At 35.8% G+C, this 17,157-nt stretch carries 17 protein-coding genes; 12 read left to right on the plus strand and 5 right to left on the minus strand.

Annotated features, from left to right (window positions below):
* The first annotated feature begins 197 nt into the window (after positions 1 to 197).
* The 9 genes from ACY2RT_RS11635 (at position 198) to ACY2RT_RS11675 (ending at position 9,531) form a co-directional block, all read left to right on the plus strand.
* Positions 198 to 1,016 carry a helix-turn-helix domain-containing protein gene (locus ACY2RT_RS11635; RefSeq protein ID WP_490156083.1) on the plus strand — a complete coding sequence of 273 codons (819 nt, stop codon included), beginning with the start codon at positions 198 to 200 and terminating at the stop codon, positions 1,014 to 1,016.
* Between the two features lie 47 nt (positions 1,017 to 1,063).
* Complete coding sequence (locus ACY2RT_RS11640) at positions 1,064 to 2,146, plus strand: C45 family autoproteolytic acyltransferase/hydrolase (RefSeq protein WP_490156084.1); 1,083 nt, start codon at positions 1,064 to 1,066, stop codon at positions 2,144 to 2,146.
* 6 nt (positions 2,147 to 2,152) lie between these two features.
* A complete protein-coding gene (locus tag ACY2RT_RS11645; RefSeq protein ID WP_490156085.1) occupies positions 2,153 to 4,168 on the plus strand; it encodes a serine hydrolase in 2,016 nt (671 codons plus the stop codon).
* Positions 4,169 to 4,341: 173 nt separating this feature from the next.
* Entirely contained in the window at positions 4,342 to 4,959 is a 618-nt protein-coding gene (locus ACY2RT_RS11650; RefSeq protein ID WP_490156086.1) for a T9SS type A sorting domain-containing protein, read from the plus strand.
* A gap of 325 nt (positions 4,960 to 5,284) precedes the next feature.
* On the plus strand, positions 5,285 to 5,962 hold the full coding sequence (locus ACY2RT_RS11655) for a hypothetical protein (protein WP_490156087.1): 678 nt from the start codon (positions 5,285 to 5,287) through the stop codon (positions 5,960 to 5,962).
* 22 nt (positions 5,963 to 5,984) lie between these two features.
* Positions 5,985 to 6,428, plus strand: a complete 444-nt coding sequence (locus ACY2RT_RS11660) for a nuclear transport factor 2 family protein (RefSeq protein WP_490156088.1) — start codon at positions 5,985 to 5,987, stop codon at positions 6,426 to 6,428.
* Between the two features lie 204 nt (positions 6,429 to 6,632).
* On the plus strand, positions 6,633 to 7,460 hold the full coding sequence (locus ACY2RT_RS11665; RefSeq protein WP_490156089.1) for a helix-turn-helix domain-containing protein: 828 nt from the start codon (positions 6,633 to 6,635) through the stop codon (positions 7,458 to 7,460).
* 70 nt (positions 7,461 to 7,530) lie between these two features.
* Positions 7,531 to 8,394, plus strand: coding sequence for a DUF5694 domain-containing protein (locus tag ACY2RT_RS11670; RefSeq protein ID WP_490156090.1), 864 nt, complete (start codon positions 7,531 to 7,533; stop codon positions 8,392 to 8,394).
* 204 nt (positions 8,395 to 8,598) lie between these two features.
* Complete coding sequence (locus ACY2RT_RS11675) at positions 8,599 to 9,531, plus strand: DUF4238 domain-containing protein (RefSeq protein ID WP_490156091.1); 933 nt, start codon at positions 8,599 to 8,601, stop codon at positions 9,529 to 9,531.
* Positions 9,532 to 9,594: 63 nt separating this feature from the next.
* On the opposite strand, the gene ACY2RT_RS11680 is transcribed toward ACY2RT_RS11675, so the two are convergent.
* A complete protein-coding gene (locus ACY2RT_RS11680; protein ID WP_490156092.1) occupies positions 9,595 to 9,807 on the minus strand; it encodes a helix-turn-helix transcriptional regulator in 213 nt (70 codons plus the stop codon).
* A gap of 137 nt (positions 9,808 to 9,944) precedes the next feature.
* On the opposite strand from ACY2RT_RS11680, the gene ACY2RT_RS11685 reads away from it, so the two are divergent.
* Complete coding sequence (locus tag ACY2RT_RS11685) at positions 9,945 to 10,148, plus strand: SymE family type I addiction module toxin (RefSeq protein ID WP_490156093.1); 204 nt, start codon at positions 9,945 to 9,947, stop codon at positions 10,146 to 10,148.
* 99 nt (positions 10,149 to 10,247) lie between these two features.
* On the opposite strand, the gene ACY2RT_RS11690 is transcribed toward ACY2RT_RS11685, so the two are convergent.
* The 3 genes from ACY2RT_RS11690 to yiaA form a co-directional block, all read right to left on the minus strand.
* Complete coding sequence (locus ACY2RT_RS11690; RefSeq protein ID WP_490156094.1) at positions 10,248 to 10,793, minus strand: GDYXXLXY domain-containing protein; 546 nt, start codon at positions 10,791 to 10,793, stop codon at positions 10,248 to 10,250.
* Positions 10,786 to 12,066: a DUF2157 domain-containing protein gene (locus ACY2RT_RS11695; protein ID WP_490156095.1), complete on the minus strand. Its 1,281-nt coding sequence runs from the start codon at positions 12,064 to 12,066 to the stop codon at positions 10,786 to 10,788. Before ACY2RT_RS11695 ends, ACY2RT_RS11690 begins: the two co-directional genes overlap by 8 nt.
* A gap of 61 nt (positions 12,067 to 12,127) precedes the next feature.
* Complete coding sequence (gene yiaA, locus ACY2RT_RS11700; protein ID WP_490156096.1) at positions 12,128 to 12,610, minus strand: inner membrane protein YiaA; 483 nt, start codon at positions 12,608 to 12,610, stop codon at positions 12,128 to 12,130.
* Positions 12,611 to 12,766: 156 nt separating this feature from the next.
* Between yiaA and ACY2RT_RS11705 the strand changes: the two genes are divergently transcribed.
* Positions 12,767 to 14,227, plus strand: a complete 1,461-nt coding sequence (locus ACY2RT_RS11705; protein ID WP_490156097.1) for a hypothetical protein — start codon at positions 12,767 to 12,769, stop codon at positions 14,225 to 14,227.
* A gap of 62 nt (positions 14,228 to 14,289) precedes the next feature.
* On the opposite strand, the gene ACY2RT_RS11710 is transcribed toward ACY2RT_RS11705, so the two are convergent.
* Entirely contained in the window at positions 14,290 to 15,594 is a 1,305-nt protein-coding gene (locus tag ACY2RT_RS11710) for a hypothetical protein (RefSeq protein WP_490156098.1), read from the minus strand.
* 176 nt (positions 15,595 to 15,770) lie between these two features.
* On the opposite strand from ACY2RT_RS11710, the gene ACY2RT_RS11715 reads away from it, so the two are divergent.
* Complete coding sequence (locus ACY2RT_RS11715; protein WP_490156099.1) at positions 15,771 to 17,030, plus strand: fibronectin type III domain-containing protein; 1,260 nt, start codon at positions 15,771 to 15,773, stop codon at positions 17,028 to 17,030.
* The last annotated feature ends 127 nt before the right edge of the window (positions 17,031 to 17,157 follow it).

Below are 17,157 nucleotides of genomic sequence, written 5' to 3' on the forward strand. Positions count from 1 at the left end.
CACCTTCATTACCCCCTTTGATATTAAGTAAAATCCCTGCCTATACAACCTCTCATATTTATTTAGCTTATTACTTTTAGCAACTGAACCCCTAATAGAGGTTCATTGCAATTTACTATCTTTCAGCCACAGCGAAAAATCCGTTGCACGTGTTCAACAATGAATTATACACGAACACGTTTTCTTTAGTACAAAGTATGAGAGCAACAAACAGAGATCATCCATTTATTAAGAAGATATGGATATTGGAGAATTCTTCTTCAATATTTAAACGAAATACAGGGATGCTTGTTGGAGACGGGCGATTTGAGTTGGCCTTTGTTGTCGGGAACGGATATAGAACGTTTCGGAATAACAAAATAGATACATTTCCAAAAGGAATCTATCTGGGTGGACAAATGAATAAGCCTCTTGATGTGGAGTTGTTGCCAGAAACACATATTACTTTCATTAAACTGGAACCCTGGGCGGTGGGAATTCTATCGGGATTCAACTTTAAGGAAAGCCTAAATGAAACCGTCCCTTTAAAAGAGATTAATCGTAAGCTATTTAATAAACTTGCTGTATTTCATCCCATTGCTCAATTTGATAAAATTATTCAAGTAGTTAATAATGTTTTGGATGATTGTTCGAAAAATACAAAAGACTGGGAGCTAATAAAGTATGGCTGTACACTTCTAGATATCGATTACACAGATTTTAAATCTGCAAAAAACAAACTTCTCTCTGGCCTCAATTTATCATCGCGGACCATCGAAACTAAATTTGCCAAAAGTATTGGCCTTACACCACAGCAATATTCTATAGGCATCAGATTCAGAAAATTCACTGAAGAGCTAAAATATCAAGGAGATGATCTGTTACTAACAGATTTGGCTTACAAACACGGGTACTACGACCAATCGCATCTTAATCAGGATTTTAAGCAATATTGGGGGTTTTCACCAAAAAAACTTACAGACAATAAAACTTTTATTACCAATGAGAAAGAACCGTTTCGCTATTATACAATTTAGTTTACGCCACAGTAGTTAGCTTTGTCTGGTAATAATCATTCTAATAAATGAATAGATACTTAATTATTTTCGTTTTAATTGCATTTATGGGATGTGTTTCCAAAAAAGAAAAAACCCAATCTTTACATTCCATTTCTTTCCTTTTGCAAACTCAATCTCCTTACCAAAATGGAAAAAAGCACGGAGCAGAATTAAAAGATGCCGTTCGTTTTCAAATAAAAAACTGGGAAGAAGGGATTTCATCGTATTTAAACATTGATAGAGACAGCATGCATAATATCGTCTATAAGCATACCGGTTTCTTAAATGCCGTAAAACAATATACGCCAGAGTTACTGGAAGAAATAAACGGTATAGCAGACGGAGCAGAATTAGACCGGGACTTAGTGCTATATTTCAATCTTGGAGAAGAGATCTATAATTTTTGCACAGCAAATTTTGAAAGTTGCTCGAATATTGCTTTTCAGGGGGAAAAAGAAAATGTACTGGCATACAATCAGGATCTGCCCGATTTTTTGCATGGAAAACATCGTCCTGTAATTCTTAACCATAAAGATCATTACGTATTTACCATGCCAGGCAGTGTTGCACTAAGTGGGGCTTCACAAGATCTTACAATTAGCTGTAATTCCTTACCAATGCTGAAAATGAATAAACAAGGATTGCCCTTACCGTTTTTTGTTAGAAAACTATTGCAATTAACATCAATGAAAAAAGCGCAGCAATTTATAGAAAAAACGCCCTTAGCGATTCCTCAAAATTTAATGCTTGTTTCAAACAAGGAAGTTCGCAATGCCGAAATATCCAAAAACCAGATTAAATGGGTTCCTCCTCAAACCGGAGGGTTTTATTACCACACTAATTTTCCAATTGAAAATACCGATTTTAAATTGTCTGATTATAAGCACAATGTTTGTCGGCGATTTGAATTTTTAGACTCCATGAAAACTCAATTAATGCTCAGATCCAATCTTGATATTGCAGTCAATCTAGAAGATATTTGCGCACAACCTCCCATACAAAACCAAGAAACCTATTTACGGTTTATCGCTGTATATAATGAAAACACCAAACCAACTATTAAATTCATAAACCCGGAAACACAAGAATCAATTCTTCTAAAATTTTAAGATCCCATGTATAAATTTCTGTCACTATTTTTATTTAGTTTATTAATGATCAATACAGTAAGTGCCCAAGAAGTCGCTTTTGCTTATCCTGAAAAGAGCATTACGGTAGATGGAAGTTTTGCGGACTGGTCAGAGTCGGTCAATTGGTATCGTATGAGTCATTTTTTTGGCAATGACGATCAATCCAATGAGGACTTCTCTGCTCAATTTGCTGCATCCTATAATGAGTTGGAACAAGCGCTTTACATAGCAGTAAAGGTCTTAGATGATGATTTTATAGGTGAAAACGGAAAAAGTTATACTACACAGGACTATATGTTATTGTATTTGGATGTAGCACATAATACAAAAGGAGGGGCACCGGTATATTATGTTGCTACAGACCGCATATTAGAGGTACAGCATAAGCCCGGAAATTTTGCAACCCAGAATCATTTTTTGACTATAGATAAGGCACAGGTTGCGCGTAAAAGAACAGGAAATACCATTCAATATGAGTGGAAAGTGATGTTGGATGGATCTATAAGGCCCAACCATACCCTTGGCTTGGATTTTATGATGATAGACCATGATAAAGAAAGTGACAACGAAACCATTCTTCTATGGAAAGAAGGGTTTGGAAAAAGTTATGGCTCTCAAAAATTGGGAGATGTCATACTGGTTGACAATAATGTAACTATCGGTAAACTAAAAGGGAAAATAGACTTTAAATTTCTGGAAGCAGAAGATAGAATCAACTCTATTGACATTGTTTCACAACAGAACCCGAAAATATGGATCAAAACCAAAGTAGATACAACAGGATACTTTCAGGCTTTTTTACCTTTGGGAACATATACATTAGCTCCAAATCGGCATTTTACATCGCCTGTATATTCTTCAGGATTCTTACAAAACACTCGTAAATTTGAATATTCTAACATTCAACCTTTTCAAATAAAAGCAGATCAAACCACTACACTCAAACCTGTTCAGCTAAAGGTTATACCTCAGCCTACAATAACTAAAACCAAGGGAAAAGGCCTTCCAATTGAATATGTAACAACAAAAGATATTGATGATTTTATAAGTACCTGGAAAGATTATTTTGAAATTCCTGCCGTATCTGTTGTTGTCTTAAGAAACAACAAGGTTTTTTATGATAAAACAATAGGTGTAAAAAGTAATGTTACCAACGAAAAAGTTAACGATGAAACGCTATTTGAAGCAGCTTCTATCACCAAATCTGTTTTTGGAGTAATCATGCTCCGTTTGGCAGAAAGAGGTATGATAGACCTTGATAAACCGTTATACCAATATCTCACCTTTCCTAATATTGAAAAAGATGAGCGTTCAAAACTGTTAACAGCAAGAATCATTCTTGGGCATCAATCCGGATTGCCAAACTGGGTTTGGGGTGGACCGGGAACCTGGAAAGATGGTGGTGAAATTCAGCTAAATTTTAACCCGGGAACCGATTTTGGATATTCCGGTGAAGCCTTCAACTATTTAGGTAGGGTTGTTGAACATATTACCGGAAAAGAACTTCAAACCATTTTCGAGGAAGAAATAGAAAAACCTTTTGATGTCAGGAAGTCTTATTTCTATTATACAGATGCACTGGAAAAACGTTTTTCATTAGGGCACATGCACCAATATATACAGATAAAAGAAAAGGAACGTATTGCCAGTCCGGCATCGAGTCTGTCCACAAATGCACATTTATTTAAAAACTTTGTCTTAACTCTAATGAATGAAAAAGAAATGAATAAGGAATCTTTTGAACTTATTTATACACCTTATACCGTGTTGAAACCTGAACAGAAAGTGTACGACCCGGATATTCCGCAATATGTATCACATGGCTTTTTCGTGCAAGACACTACAGCTGGAAAACTCATTGCACATGGAGGTAACAATGGAGATTACGATAGTAAATTTGCCTACAACCCTGAAAAAAAATACGCATATATTGTATTTACAAACAGTAATTTAGGTGATGAGTTTGTGAGAGCTTTCGAGCAATTTTTGTTGCGGAAATGAAGATGATCAATTGCCAAAAAAGAATGATGAAGTTTTGTGACCCGAACAAAATCATAGCCAAACCCATAGTGTGATTTTTGTAGCCGGAATTCCCAAAGGAACTTAATACATCTATGACTTAGTCAATGTAAGGTTACATAAACTTGAGTAACAACAAGTAAAAAATAAAGAACATGAAACCTAAAATTGGAATAGTGATCATAATGCTTCTTTCGATGCATTTAAATGCACAATTCGATTGTGACTTAATCAAGGTAGAATCTATAACAGATACCCTTACTACAAATGGAGTTCCCGCCGTTAAATTAGTTCTGTCAACTCTAGAGAATACGATTGAAACGGGATATACATCATTCATTATCATTAACAGTTTGAATGATACAATTGTTAATTATTCTGAAAGGCCAAATTATTGGATGCCAACAACCCCAGATTATGAAATAAGGGAATATATTTTTGAGTTTGAATCCGGTTTCGAGACAATTGGAAATGATTTTATAGGACAAATAATTACGTCTGATCCTGAATGCATTTTTGAAATTAATAATACAATGGGCATTGAGGAGATTAATGACGCATACGGGTTGGTTATTTTTCCAAATCCATTTGAAAACAAAATAGAAATAATAAACAATGAAAATTTTTCTATAATTGAGTTATACAATTCAATTGGGCAGTTAATATACCAGGATAACGTAATGGCAAATTCGGAAATCAAATTTGAAAATTTAAATACTGGCTGTTACTTCCTAAAAATAAATGGTCAAATTACGAAGCTTATAAAGAAATAAGGTCTGTTATCTGCAATGTATAAAGGCAATTTAATATGCCGAATCTCCTCTCAAATAAAGATTATGCTTTTCTTTTTTTATTATAACTATTAATCCTTTTTACCCATATACGGAAGCGGATAGGTTTTTTTATAGCCACATATTGTGTTTTTGAAACGAGTAAGTTTTTGTCGGATAAGTTAATGATGATAGGAATTTCCCTTTAAACCTTCTAAAAATAGTTAGTTTACAGTGACAAAGAATATCATTAAAAAACTCGAGGTAATTAAACACTTTATTCTTCTATCATACTAAACAACTATATTTCATGAAAAATTTTAGTACTATGTACTGCTTTCTTTTAGCAGTATTAGTTTCTTCAGTTACGATCGCTCAACAGGCAATTCAGGAATCACCAGTCATAGAATACATTTCTAACAGAACCGTAGATCTAATGGACGATCCAAATGATTATACAGGTTCGCCCTATTACAATAAAGATTTTTTAAAGGGCAGCATCCTTATGAAAGGAAAAATAATCGCCTTTAATAAGTATGTAAGATATAATGCAAGTAAAGAGGAGTTTGAAATAAAAGACGCTGTTAATCAAAAAAGCAAGATTGTAAAGACAGTGGTCAGAAATGAGGACCTTCAAATAAAGATCGGAGATGTTCTTTTTCAATATATTTCTTCTTCAAAAAACAATCTTAGAGGATATTTTATTGCTTTATTCAAGGGAGACAACTATTCTTTATTCAAAAAAATAAAAAAGAAATACCTGCCTTCTCAAAAGGCTGTAAATTCAATGGGTAAAGATATAGAAGCCATGTATCGTGAAAAAGAAATTTTATATCTTGTAGATGAAAACGGTATGTTTACAGAATTGCCACCATCCAAGGGCGGAAAGATAAAAGCCTTTGGAAGCCTGAAGAAAGAAGTAAAGGCTTACGCTAAAAAAAACAAATTAAATCTCAATACGGAGAAAGACCTGATACAAATAGTCTCTCATGTTGATTCTTTATAATAACCTTTAAACCAAGAAAGCTATGAAACTTATTTTAGTATTTGTAATGGCCATTTTTATTGGAACTTTTGCTAATGCACAAACCGATGAAGACATAAAAGAAGTAAAAGCTGCCTGTCTGGGATATATAGAAGGCTTTTATGAAGGAGATACTTTAAAACTAAAGAAGAGTTTGAAACCGGAGCTTTATAAATTCGGGTTTTGGAAAAATAAGGAGTCCGGGGTATATGAGCATGCAGGATCCATGTCTTTTGAACAAGCGATAGCTTTTGCAAAAAATGTGATGGAGAAAAAAAAGTTTGCTAAGGGCGATGCTCCTAAAATAGTGGAGGTATTTGAGGTTAAAAATTCCATAGCATCCGCCAAGGTAGTTGCCTGGTGGGGGACCGATTATTTACTGCTTTCAAAGACCGATGGCAAATGGATGATCGAACAGGTGATCTGGGAAGGGCCCCTGGAAAAGTAATTTTATTATCATTTTGAAAGTGCGAAAAGAGTCCACGGGTTCTAAAAAGCCTGCTTGTAATTCACAAACAAGAGCCCCTTCTTATTTTTCCGGTAAAGACTTTTTTGAAAAATATACATATAAGTATTCTTTTATTTGCTTTTTTATACATATTTGTATGCTTTTGAGTTAATGCTTATATATATAAAATAATAAGCAAAATAAATGAAGATCGAAACTTTCAGACCTAAACACAAAAGACTTCAAGAATATATTGAAAGTTTTTACATTCTTACGCATACTGAAAATGAAGAAAAGGCTAGTTATTTAACCTTCCCTTCCGTTTTCTCAATTGTTGCAACTGCCATCAATGCAGAGAATAGTGTCACTTCTCAACATATCACTACCAGATCTTGCCGGTCAAAACCTTTGGAAACAAGTTTAGTCTGTAGATTCAACAAACCCATTTGCTTTCAATATCTTGGAGATATTAAAGAAGTCTGTATTTACTTTAAGCCCTTAGGACTCAATGCTTTTTTAAAAGAGTCATTGGAAAATTACAGTAGCAGCCATTTTGATCCGTTTGTGCCTTTTCCGGACTATGAAAAGTCTATGAGAACAATCATAGAAACAGAAGATAAGAACTTGTTAGCAGCAAACTTGGAAAAGTATTGGCTGGACAAGATCATTGGGTTTGAACATCCTTTTTTAGGCAAAGCCATTCATGAAATTCAAGAAAACCCAAACATTAAAACATCCTACCTGGCAAATAAGTATTTTGTAAGCCAAAAGACATTCATAAAACATTTTAAAAAGCATTTGTGCAAAACTCCTACAGAATACAAAAAAATAGTGCGTTTTAGAAAAGCACTAATGGAAATGCAACATTCTGACAAAAAAACAAAATTGACCGAATTAAGTTATATAACCAACTTCTTTGACCAATCACATATGGTCTCCAACTTTAAGATGTTGACCGGCCTCTCACCAAAAGTATTCTTTAAAAACCTTTCAACTGTAGAAAAAAGCAATATCCATTGGATCTATAATTAGGGTAAATCTTTTACAATTTTAAACGTTTATAATTCAGGAATTTTACAGCTCATCAATTTAAAATTTAACAATGAAGACCTATCTATTCTTACTCATATTCGCGATCATATTATTTAGCTGCAACAACAAACAAGAGAACGCACACACCAAACCCAATGTAAATTCTAACACCAAAGAGGTTTTACTAGTTGGTACATTCCATTATAACAACCCTGGTGCCGACGTAGCTAAAACAAAATCCTTTGACATACTAAATGAAAGCGCTCAACAAGAACTAAAAAAAATAAGTACAGCTATTACAACATACAATCCAACTAAGATATTTGTAGAATGGCCCTATGACGAACAAAAAGAACTAGATTCTTTGTACCAATTATATCGTAATAATAGGTATTTTACAAACGACAGCCTTTCTGATTTCTACCTCAAAAATGAAATATTTCAGCTAGCTTTCAGGGTAGCGAAAGAGAACAACCTTAAAACGGTTTACGGGATTGATTACAAGACCCAATTTCCGTTTGGTGAGGTTATGAAAGACATTGAAGAGAGTGATCAAACAGAACTTAAAACAAAGATCGAAGAAGGTATTTCTAAATTTACTATGGTGTTCGACAATAAAATTGAATCGGGGTATTCTCTCTTAGAGCTAACGTATTATTTAAACAGCCCCGAGCTTCGCAATTTTTCAAATGAATGGCACAATAATTTGATGTTACTGGCGGGAGAACCTCATGATTTTTCCGGCCCTTTATTAACATCCGAATGGTTCAAGAGAAATCTGTTCATGTGGTCATTAATTCAAAAGAAAACAACCCGGGCTGATGAAAGGATCATGGTTCTGGCAGGAGCAAGCCATGCCGCAATGTTTGAGCTTTTTATTGACCAAAACAGCGATTGGAAGGTCAAAGAACTACAAGAGGTCATACAAAATTAGTTATAGCATACAGCAGCTATGAACAACCTACGCGACTGTTTCGTTCAGGCGGGTCACTTCCAATCTTCTTGGCGAAAAACCCTCACTCCATCCAACCCATACATATCATGTTAAAAGAAAGAATAACAAAAACTACTAGTACCCAGGAATATATTGAGGAGAAGTGTTAAATTTATAGGAATATAACATGTTGTGTGTAATTATATGATTGAGCCAAAGAAACACCACTTTGTTCCAGAAGTATATTTAAAGCGTTTTTCTTATAACAATGTTGGTGATTTATTTACTTTAAAATTCCGGTTACCTTATAGCAAGGTCATCTCTAGAAATAAATCTCAAATATGTTACTTAAAAGAATTGTATAAGTTTGACAATCAAGAAATAATTAATGATCTTCAACTAAAAGATCCTAATACAATTGAGAAAAACTATTTTAACTATGAGAAAAGACTCTTAACTGATTTATTTGATAAAATTGAATTTAATAATCTGAAAATCGTTAAAACTGATTTTTATAGTCTAATTGATATACTGATCGATATTAAATTTAGGAATCCGAGATTTAGAGACGCTGTAACATCTGAATCGATTGAGGATACTGCAGAATTTAAAACAGAATTCAACAAAACGAAATCAGAAGCTTTGCTATACTGCAAAATTATGGGATATGATCCAAATCTTGTATACAAAGCTATAGAAAATGTCAGAACGAAATTTCAAGATAGGAACTATCGCAACAATGCTTATTTAAAAGGTGTATTGGACAAGTTTCAAAAAAGGTCAAATCTTACTAAACATTTGAAAAGTTGGAATTTAAGAATTTTACGAACAACCTATTCAAATCCTTTTATAACGTCGGACAATCCAGGTTTTACAATCGATTCGAATAAAAAGATTCATAACTCAAATTTTGGGAGCGCAACAAATTTTTACTTTCCAATATCTCCAAGAACAATGCTAGAATTGAGCAAATCATGTAAGACTGACTTAGATGTATTCAAAACTTATTCAACAAAAAACATCAACAATAATTTAGTTTTAGAGCTTAACAAAGCTACTTTGTTTAACGCAACTGAATTAATCATTTCAAACCTGAAAGAAGAGCCAATGATTATAAAAAAATTAGGCAGACAATAACTGCACACAGCACCATATAAAGTTGACAACTACTATTTACAATTAAGATTAAAACAAAGATCGTTAATCCTTTTTTGTAGAAACCAACAACTCCCGAATATCGACCTTCAGGAATTTTGAAATTTCAAATAACATTTTAACGGAAGGTTGAACCTCATTTGTACACCAACGAGATACTGTAGATTCTGTTTTTCCTAAATGACTTGCCAGCTCTTTATTATTAGTATTCTTTTCAGCAAGAACAGATTTGATTCTGTTTAAATTTTGTTTTGACACTATGCAAATTTATTGACTTCTTACGCAAATATAATGTCTTTAAGATTGCTTCAGATTTACACATAATTATAATCTCATGCACATTTATTTCATTTATAATACAATTTATTATATTTTTAAAGCAATAAATTATCGTCATGGAGCAAAAAAAGAAAATTATTAAAAGTGAAAGGCATCTAAAAGTAGTTACCAAACACCAAACACGTCCTTATAGTGAGATCATTGCGGTCCCGGAGATCCGGCTGGCAGGCAAATGGCTAAGAGCCTCGGGCTTTGAGGAAGGAAAAAAGGTGTTGGTTAGGGTACAAAAAAACAAACTCACTATTACCCTAATTAAATAAAACTATTTTTCAATCACAACAACAATTGGAAAACAACCCCCGGCCGGAAGGTTGTTTTCATCAACATCAAAACACGGGATACACCCGCATTCCTTTAAGCTATTCTACATAATCTTTAATTGAAACTCCGTCTATCTGCACATCATCAAGGACCGCACGATCCTCTTTTACATATACTACACCATAACAATTTGTTGGCAACGAATCTCTCATAACGTTTCTAACCGCAATTTCAGCGTCCAGTGCTTTATCCTCGTTCATGTAAAATCTATCAAAAGGAAGCCTAAAGGTTTGTGCGTTTCCGTAGTATCCCAGGCAATCTGCTACCACATAATCCTTTTCCTCTGGTGGCTCCGTACTAAGACCAACGGCAGTTGCAAAACCTAATGAATCTGTCCCTAATTGCACATAGATCTTTTCATTGTAACCGCATAGAGCGCCATTAGTTTCAAAAGAGTTCATTTCAAAATTCAATACAATATATTTCCCTCGAAAAGGGTCGCTGGGATCTATAGGCTCCGTCTTAAATTTATAAACGGTTCCTTCTTTAAGTACTTGTTCTTCCTGGTAGATCATATTTCCCGGCACAAACCATTGTCCCAAAACCATAAGGGCAAACGACCCTCCTATTAGTATCTTATTCATGATCTTTTGTTTTTAATTTTTGTTGTTTTCTGTACATTAAATAATTCACGCCAAAGAAACCTGCTCCAATTCCAACAAACAGTAGCCCCCGGATCACAAAGTCAATATTGGTATCAAAAAATCTACAAACAATGAGGATCGTTATAATTAACAATCCATAATTAAGGACACCAAAATTGTTTCTCAAATTACCAATTCTAATAGCGTAAACACCAAGCAGTAACACAAGTATATTAGTTAAAACAACAGGTAATACACTACCATAGGCATGGGTTAGGAATATAATTCCGAAGATCAAAAAGGCAAATTGAAACAGGTTGAATGACATCAATTTATTCTTCTGAAATAAATAGACCAATAAGATCCCTCCAATGACGAACAATGATAATGTGATCACCAGATCCTGAGTGGCATGCCCGGCATGAAAAGATTCTGTCCAGAACCACTTAAAAGTCGCCATCATTAGCATGAATATAGTTCCTGCCGACCCAATGACAGCATAGCCGTTCTTCCGAAGCTTTCCGCTATCGAAGCGCTTTAACTTGCCAATATTATAAAACACGCCAAACAATGCAATGTAAGCAAGGAATATAAAGTAGAATGCTTCATCTCCGTAGGCTCCTAATACTATGACAACACTTAGGGGTAATACCCAATTCATCACCCCGGTGAAGTTCCCTTCCGGGTTCTTTTTTAGTAGGTTGTAATAGATGGGGACCAAAAAAGCCAGCATGGCAAGATACAGCCAGGGCGAAGTTTCATTGAAATAACCCAGATTACAAGCGTAGCTTGTTGTAAAAACCAAATGCAAAAGTACTGCCGAATACGATCTTAAAAGGTAAACCAATGGCGCTCCTAACAATATCCAGATAAATAAATACTCAGGCATATCCCCTGGAATGTTATAGATCTGACTCACAAGGCCAATACTTGCTCCAATTGCCAGGTATAAAAAGGTAGCAGCCGTTTCCCGCCATGCTCTTCTCTTTTTCTTTAGTAAGGTAAAGGCAGCCAAAGCTTGCCCCAAAACAAGGGGAATAAATGCCCATATTGTTTTAGTCGTTCTACTGAAATCATCCCAGTTATGCGCAAGGATCAGAATTATACCCGATCCAACGAGCAAAGATCCTAATACGCCAAAGATGGTAAAGAGCTTGTTAGGGCCTTGAACCTTTTTAGTGGCGTAATAGTTAGCTATATGTTGTGAGACCTCATCAGAAATCACATTCTGTGAACGTAATTCCTGAAGGTCTCTTTCTATTTTTGAACTCATAATAATTGAATTTCTCCTACTAATTTAAAATTAACCTAGTCGGATATCTTCAGATCGAAGATTATTTTTTAACACGTTGTAAGAATTTTACATCTCTGGTGTTCTTTTGGACGGCCACTGCGGCAAATAAACTAAGCGCGAAAGCCATTCCGTAGAAACCTTTTTCACTTAGGTCAAGATCTGCATTCCAGAGCCCTATAATCAAAAGGAGTATAGATGCAATGGTTGTGAACCAACAAATTCCATAATAAATTTCGGTTACCGGAATTCCTTCCAGTCGGTCACGTACGCTTTTTTGAACCGAAACCACAGAGAATAACCCGAACAACAAAATGGTAAAATAGTAGCCTTTCTCATTCAGTTCCATGGCACCCGCATTCCATAGGCCAATACAATAGGAGACCATCCCTATAAAAAGTGCGGTCCATGAGGCAGAGATAAAAGCAGGTGTAGGCGCACAATTAAATTCGTCTTTCTTTTTCTGTATTTTCTCAATTAGTGGAGAGTTTACAGGTTTCTTTTTTGTTGAAATTTGATTTTCCATGATCATATAGTTTTGATGTTTATGATGGTACAAATATGTTAAGTATCCATTGAACAGAAAATTCAATTTTAACTAAAAACTTATGTTATTATTTTATCAATATTATAATAAAACTCATATAATTATGAGTATTTTAGTAAAATAACTTACTATTAAATGAACAATTTATCTGCAATAATTGCGACACTTTCCGAAGAAGAAAAGAAAGATTTTCTGCTCAATCTAAGACGAAATACACGCCGGGGTGACATTAAAAATGTGACATTGTTTAAATTGATCGATCAAGGAAAGACAACAGACCTCGATTTAAAACTGTATGGCAAACCTTCAAAAAATGCTTATCACGCCTTATGCAAAAGGCTACAGGATAGTTTGATCGACTTTATTGCTCAAAAAAGTTTTGAAGGTGAGACTTCGGAAGAGATGGAAATCTTAAAACTGTTACTGGCCAGCAGGATATTTTTCGAACACAAACTATTTAAGATTGCATTTAAATATTTAACCAAAGCCGAACGTCTGGCTTTAGATCTGGATCTGTATTCAATCCTGACGGAGATCTTTCATACTAAAATTCAATATGCACATTTACATCCAACCGATAGTTTAACCGAGATCATCTCTGCATCCAACAAGAACATGGAGCTATTTCAACGAGAGTTACAATTGAACATGGCTTATGCAACCATCAAGGATCGTTTAAACAAAGGGGAGCGATCAGTTGAAGAGATCATCTCGAATTCGTTTAGTTCATTTGACATAGACATCGACACCAATCTCACTTACAAATCCCTTTTTCAGCTTTTGAAGATACTCTCAAGTGCGGCACAATTAAAAAGTGATTATTTTACAGTACTTCCGCTGGCAACCAATATCTATAGCATCGTAAATGCGAAAAAAACTACTGTACATAAACACCTCTACTATCATATAGAGATATTAAATTTAATGGCATTGGTAAGTTTTAGAAACAAAGATTTTAAGCGCTCATTTGAGTTTACTAAACAGATGGAGACTCAGATGCTTCAAAAAGACAATGCTTTTTACAATAGGTTTTCTGAAGGACTACTATTATTAAAGGCACTCAACCAGAACTACACAGGTCAAGGAAAAATTGCAATCGATCTGCTGGAATCCTTTCCGAAGAAATCTCCAAAGACAAAATTAGCATTAGTAATGTGCCTTTTTCAGCAGCAGCACTTCAAAGCTGCCTATCAAGTGATGAAAGAATTTAATCATAGTGATATCTTTTATGAGAAAAAAGAAGGCCTTATCTGGGTACTTCAGAAAAATATCATCGAGATCCTGTTATTGATCGAACTCGACAAGTTGGAACTAGTTTGGTCCAGACTTCAAAGTTTCAATCGCAGATTCAATTCAAGATTAAAGAAACTTGATGAACACAGGGTGATTAATTTTGTAAAGCTGGTGCATCTTTATTTCGACAATCCCGCTATTGTTACCACTTCACCTTTCAATGACAAAGTGGAAGCATCTTTCAAGTGGAAATCGACCGAACAGGAAGATATTTTTGTAATGAGCTTTTATGCCTGGCTAAAATCCAAGATGAAAAAATCTCCTTTGTATAAAACCACATTAGAATTGGTGAATCACAAATAAAAAACACCGCCCTCAACTCAAAAGAATTAAGAACGGTGCTCCACCAACCTAAAAAACTATCTTTATTCCCCTACTTTACTTAAAAAGTCAATATCGTTCTCTACTGTAAGCAGCAATATACTGGTAGCCGTACAAAACACCGGGCTGGTAATACAGTGGTGCCCGTTCCAGCTTCCATCCGGGTTCTGGATCTTTAAGATACGTCCGCTCATATCGTCATACCACTTCTTCCAGTCCTTGTCCTGGTTCACTACCAAAGACTCTCCTGTTTGCAAAAAGCTTAAGAACTCTTCTCCTCCATTGTTACCAAAACCATTTAATACATCCTGGCGCTGTGCCGTTACCTTTGCAGCATTGTATACATTATAAGAAGCGGTATACTCAATGGCTTCTTCTTCGGAATAGCCGGCATTCTTTAAATTCTCTACCGTTACTTCGGCACTCTTTTTCAATTTCCCTTCTTTCTTTGCTTTATTGATCGTTTCCTGCGCTTTACGTGCTTCTTTGGCACTTGCTCGTACACTTCCGCTTACCGCATATAGCATGATCCCTGCTCCGTCTTCGGTCTTTACATCTCCTGTTGTAGAGTCATAATTGTCTTTCTGGTAATTACGGGTTCGATCCAATATTTCTTCATCTACATTGGCCCCTACAGATTGCGCTGCTTCCAATGCACTGTTTGCCAAACCGCTTTGCAGTACGCCTGCCCAACCGGCTCCGGTTTGTCTTCCGGAAGCATCGGTTCCTTTTTCAATTTTAGATACACAAATATCCAGGCAACGCTCCACACGTCTTTCGTTCACCCCTTTTAAATTACGGTCCAGTAAATTGGAAAGAAATTGCGCCGTTAGTACCGCATCTATGTTCTGTCCTAATTTGCTTTGTATCTGAGTATTGCGCACATCTGTAATATACGGGTCGTTTTTTGGGGAGCTCTCCACTGTTTCCAGCAAATAGTTGATCAACTTTTTAAGGTTCTTAGAACGGCTCCCTTTTGTTAGGGTATTTCCGCTTCGTAAAAACGCCATTCCTACCATAGCGGTAGTTGCAGGATCCGCTTTTACCGCATGAGGGTCTCTTATGTGCTGCGCACTATGGCTTCCGGCACCGTAGCCACCATTGGGCAATTGTGCATCAGACAACCAATGAAGTCCGTCACGTACAGACATACTGTTGTTCTCTCCAGTCTTGTAAATATCAAAATCTTCGGAAGACTGTTCTCCCATTAGGGTCATGAATACACACCCTTCAATAGGCTCTAAAAATCGTTTTGTTTCGGCATAAGTATCGCCTTCAGAATTGAATACTGAAAAAAAGGCTCCCGCAATCATGACCGGGAATACCAATAAAAGCATTTTTGTTTTCATCTTTTTAATTTTAAATTCATCCGAAACTAGGTTAAGGTCAGTAAAATAAAAAAGTAGCTTTAGGGAATAGGGTTTTTCGTTGAGTGAATGTTACTATATAAAGAGTTTGTAATTTAATGCGAGAAGCATTTGAGTTTCAAGCTAATTTCATATTTTTAACGAAAATTTGACCCAAAATGAAGAAATTCACCCCTTTTATGCTACTAGCAGCATTATTTCTGGTAAACGGATGCCTTAGCGATGACGACGGTGGCGACAAGGAAAGGCCATCGACTCCTTTAAATTTATCGGCTTCTAATATTACAGATACCTCTGTACAATTGGACTGGGGAGCAGCTACCGATAATGTCGCTGTGACCGGATATAGGGTATATGAAGAAATTTCCGGAACCTTTACCAATATACAGGCTACTACAACCACACTTACCATAAACGACCTTGCTCCGGGTACTGTCTACCAATATTCTGTAACCGCCTGGGATGCTGCAGCAAACGAATCCGGAAGAAGTAATACCGTAGATGTTACTACCAATATAGCACCTTTGGAGTTTCTCCCAACTCTATCTGAAATGGGTGTTTACTCAGGGACACTGGAAGATCTGGTTCCTGCTGCCGGAGTTCAGCTATATGAGCTTAACAGCGCCCTCTTTACAGACTATGCAGCCAAGCAGCGTTTAATTCGCTTTCCCGAAGGACAGGCCATGCGTTATAACAACAGTGACCTGTTTCCAACATTTCCGGACAATACACTTATTGCAAAAACATTTTATTACAATATTGACGACCAAAACCCCGGTTTGGGAAAACAGATCATTGAAACCCGTATCCAGTTGAAGGTTGCCGGAGAATGGTTGATAGGAAATTATATATGGAACGGAGACCAGACCGAAGCCACCTATCGCGATACCGGAAGTGAGATTCCTATTAGCTATACCGATATAAATGGGGATACTCAAAATGTTAGTTATATAATTCCTTCAAATAAAGATTGTATTACCTGCCACAGCAACTCGAATACCATTGTCCCAATAGGCCCAAAGTTGCGTAGTATGAATTTTGTACCCAGTTATACCAGTATGAACCAGTTGGAATACTTTAAAGCCAATGGCCTGCTGGACGGATTGACCAGTGCTTCAGATATAAGTGTCTTACCCGATTGGAAGGATGATGCCACCTATTCTCTTGAAGAACGAAGCCGTGCCTATATTGATATCAATTGTGCGCACTGCCATCAACCCGGAGGAGCGGTTATAAATTTCGCTCTGGACTTTAGATATGAGACTCCTTTTGACGATACCGCCATCTACCCCAACCGTGGTGAGATCGAGATGCGCGTACAAAGTGTAGTGCCTACCTACAGAATGCCACAATTAGGACGAACCGTTGTTCATGAGGAAGCTGTAGCAATGTTGATCGATTATATTGATTCGCTTTAATTAGAATTAAAAATAGTAAATACAAAAGCTGCCCTAGGGCAGCTTTTTTTATGCAGTTACATTAACAAAAAATTATAGAAAACGAATTAAACCAAGTGTGACTTTTAGCGTCAAACTAGTGTTGAAT

The organism is Ulvibacter sp. 2210JD10-4 (assembly GCF_058148525.1).

Coding starts and splice junctions, on each gene's coding strand:
- ACY2RT_RS11705 (WP_490156097.1), top strand. CDS start 12,767: ATGAACAATTTATCTGCAATAATTGCGACACTTTCCGAAGAAGAAAAG.
- ACY2RT_RS11660 (WP_490156088.1), top strand. CDS start 5,985: ATGAAACTTATTTTAGTATTTGTAATGGCCATTTTTATTGGAACTTTT.
- ACY2RT_RS11685 (WP_490156093.1), top strand. CDS start 9,945: ATGGAGCAAAAAAAGAAAATTATTAAAAGTGAAAGGCATCTAAAAGTA.
- ACY2RT_RS11635 (WP_490156083.1), top strand. CDS start 198: ATGAGAGCAACAAACAGAGATCATCCATTTATTAAGAAGATATGGATA.
- ACY2RT_RS11655 (WP_490156087.1), top strand. CDS start 5,285: ATGTACTGCTTTCTTTTAGCAGTATTAGTTTCTTCAGTTACGATCGCT.
- ACY2RT_RS11675 (WP_490156091.1), top strand. CDS start 8,599: ATGATTGAGCCAAAGAAACACCACTTTGTTCCAGAAGTATATTTAAAG.
- ACY2RT_RS11690 (WP_490156094.1), bottom strand. CDS start 10,793: ATGAATAAGATACTAATAGGAGGGTCGTTTGCCCTTATGGTTTTGGGA.
- ACY2RT_RS11670 (WP_490156090.1), top strand. CDS start 7,531: ATGAAGACCTATCTATTCTTACTCATATTCGCGATCATATTATTTAGC.
- ACY2RT_RS11695 (WP_490156095.1), bottom strand. CDS start 12,066: ATGAGTTCAAAAATAGAAAGAGACCTTCAGGAATTACGTTCACAGAAT.
- ACY2RT_RS11650 (WP_490156086.1), top strand. CDS start 4,342: ATGAAACCTAAAATTGGAATAGTGATCATAATGCTTCTTTCGATGCAT.
- ACY2RT_RS11665 (WP_490156089.1), top strand. CDS start 6,633: ATGAAGATCGAAACTTTCAGACCTAAACACAAAAGACTTCAAGAATAT.
- ACY2RT_RS11645 (WP_490156085.1), top strand. CDS start 2,153: ATGTATAAATTTCTGTCACTATTTTTATTTAGTTTATTAATGATCAAT.
- ACY2RT_RS11710 (WP_490156098.1), bottom strand. CDS start 15,594: ATGAAAACAAAAATGCTTTTATTGGTATTCCCGGTCATGATTGCGGGA.
- ACY2RT_RS11640 (WP_490156084.1), top strand. CDS start 1,064: ATGAATAGATACTTAATTATTTTCGTTTTAATTGCATTTATGGGATGT.
- ACY2RT_RS11715 (WP_490156099.1), top strand. CDS start 15,771: ATGAAGAAATTCACCCCTTTTATGCTACTAGCAGCATTATTTCTGGTA.
- yiaA (WP_490156096.1), bottom strand. CDS start 12,610: ATGGAAAATCAAATTTCAACAAAAAAGAAACCTGTAAACTCTCCACTA.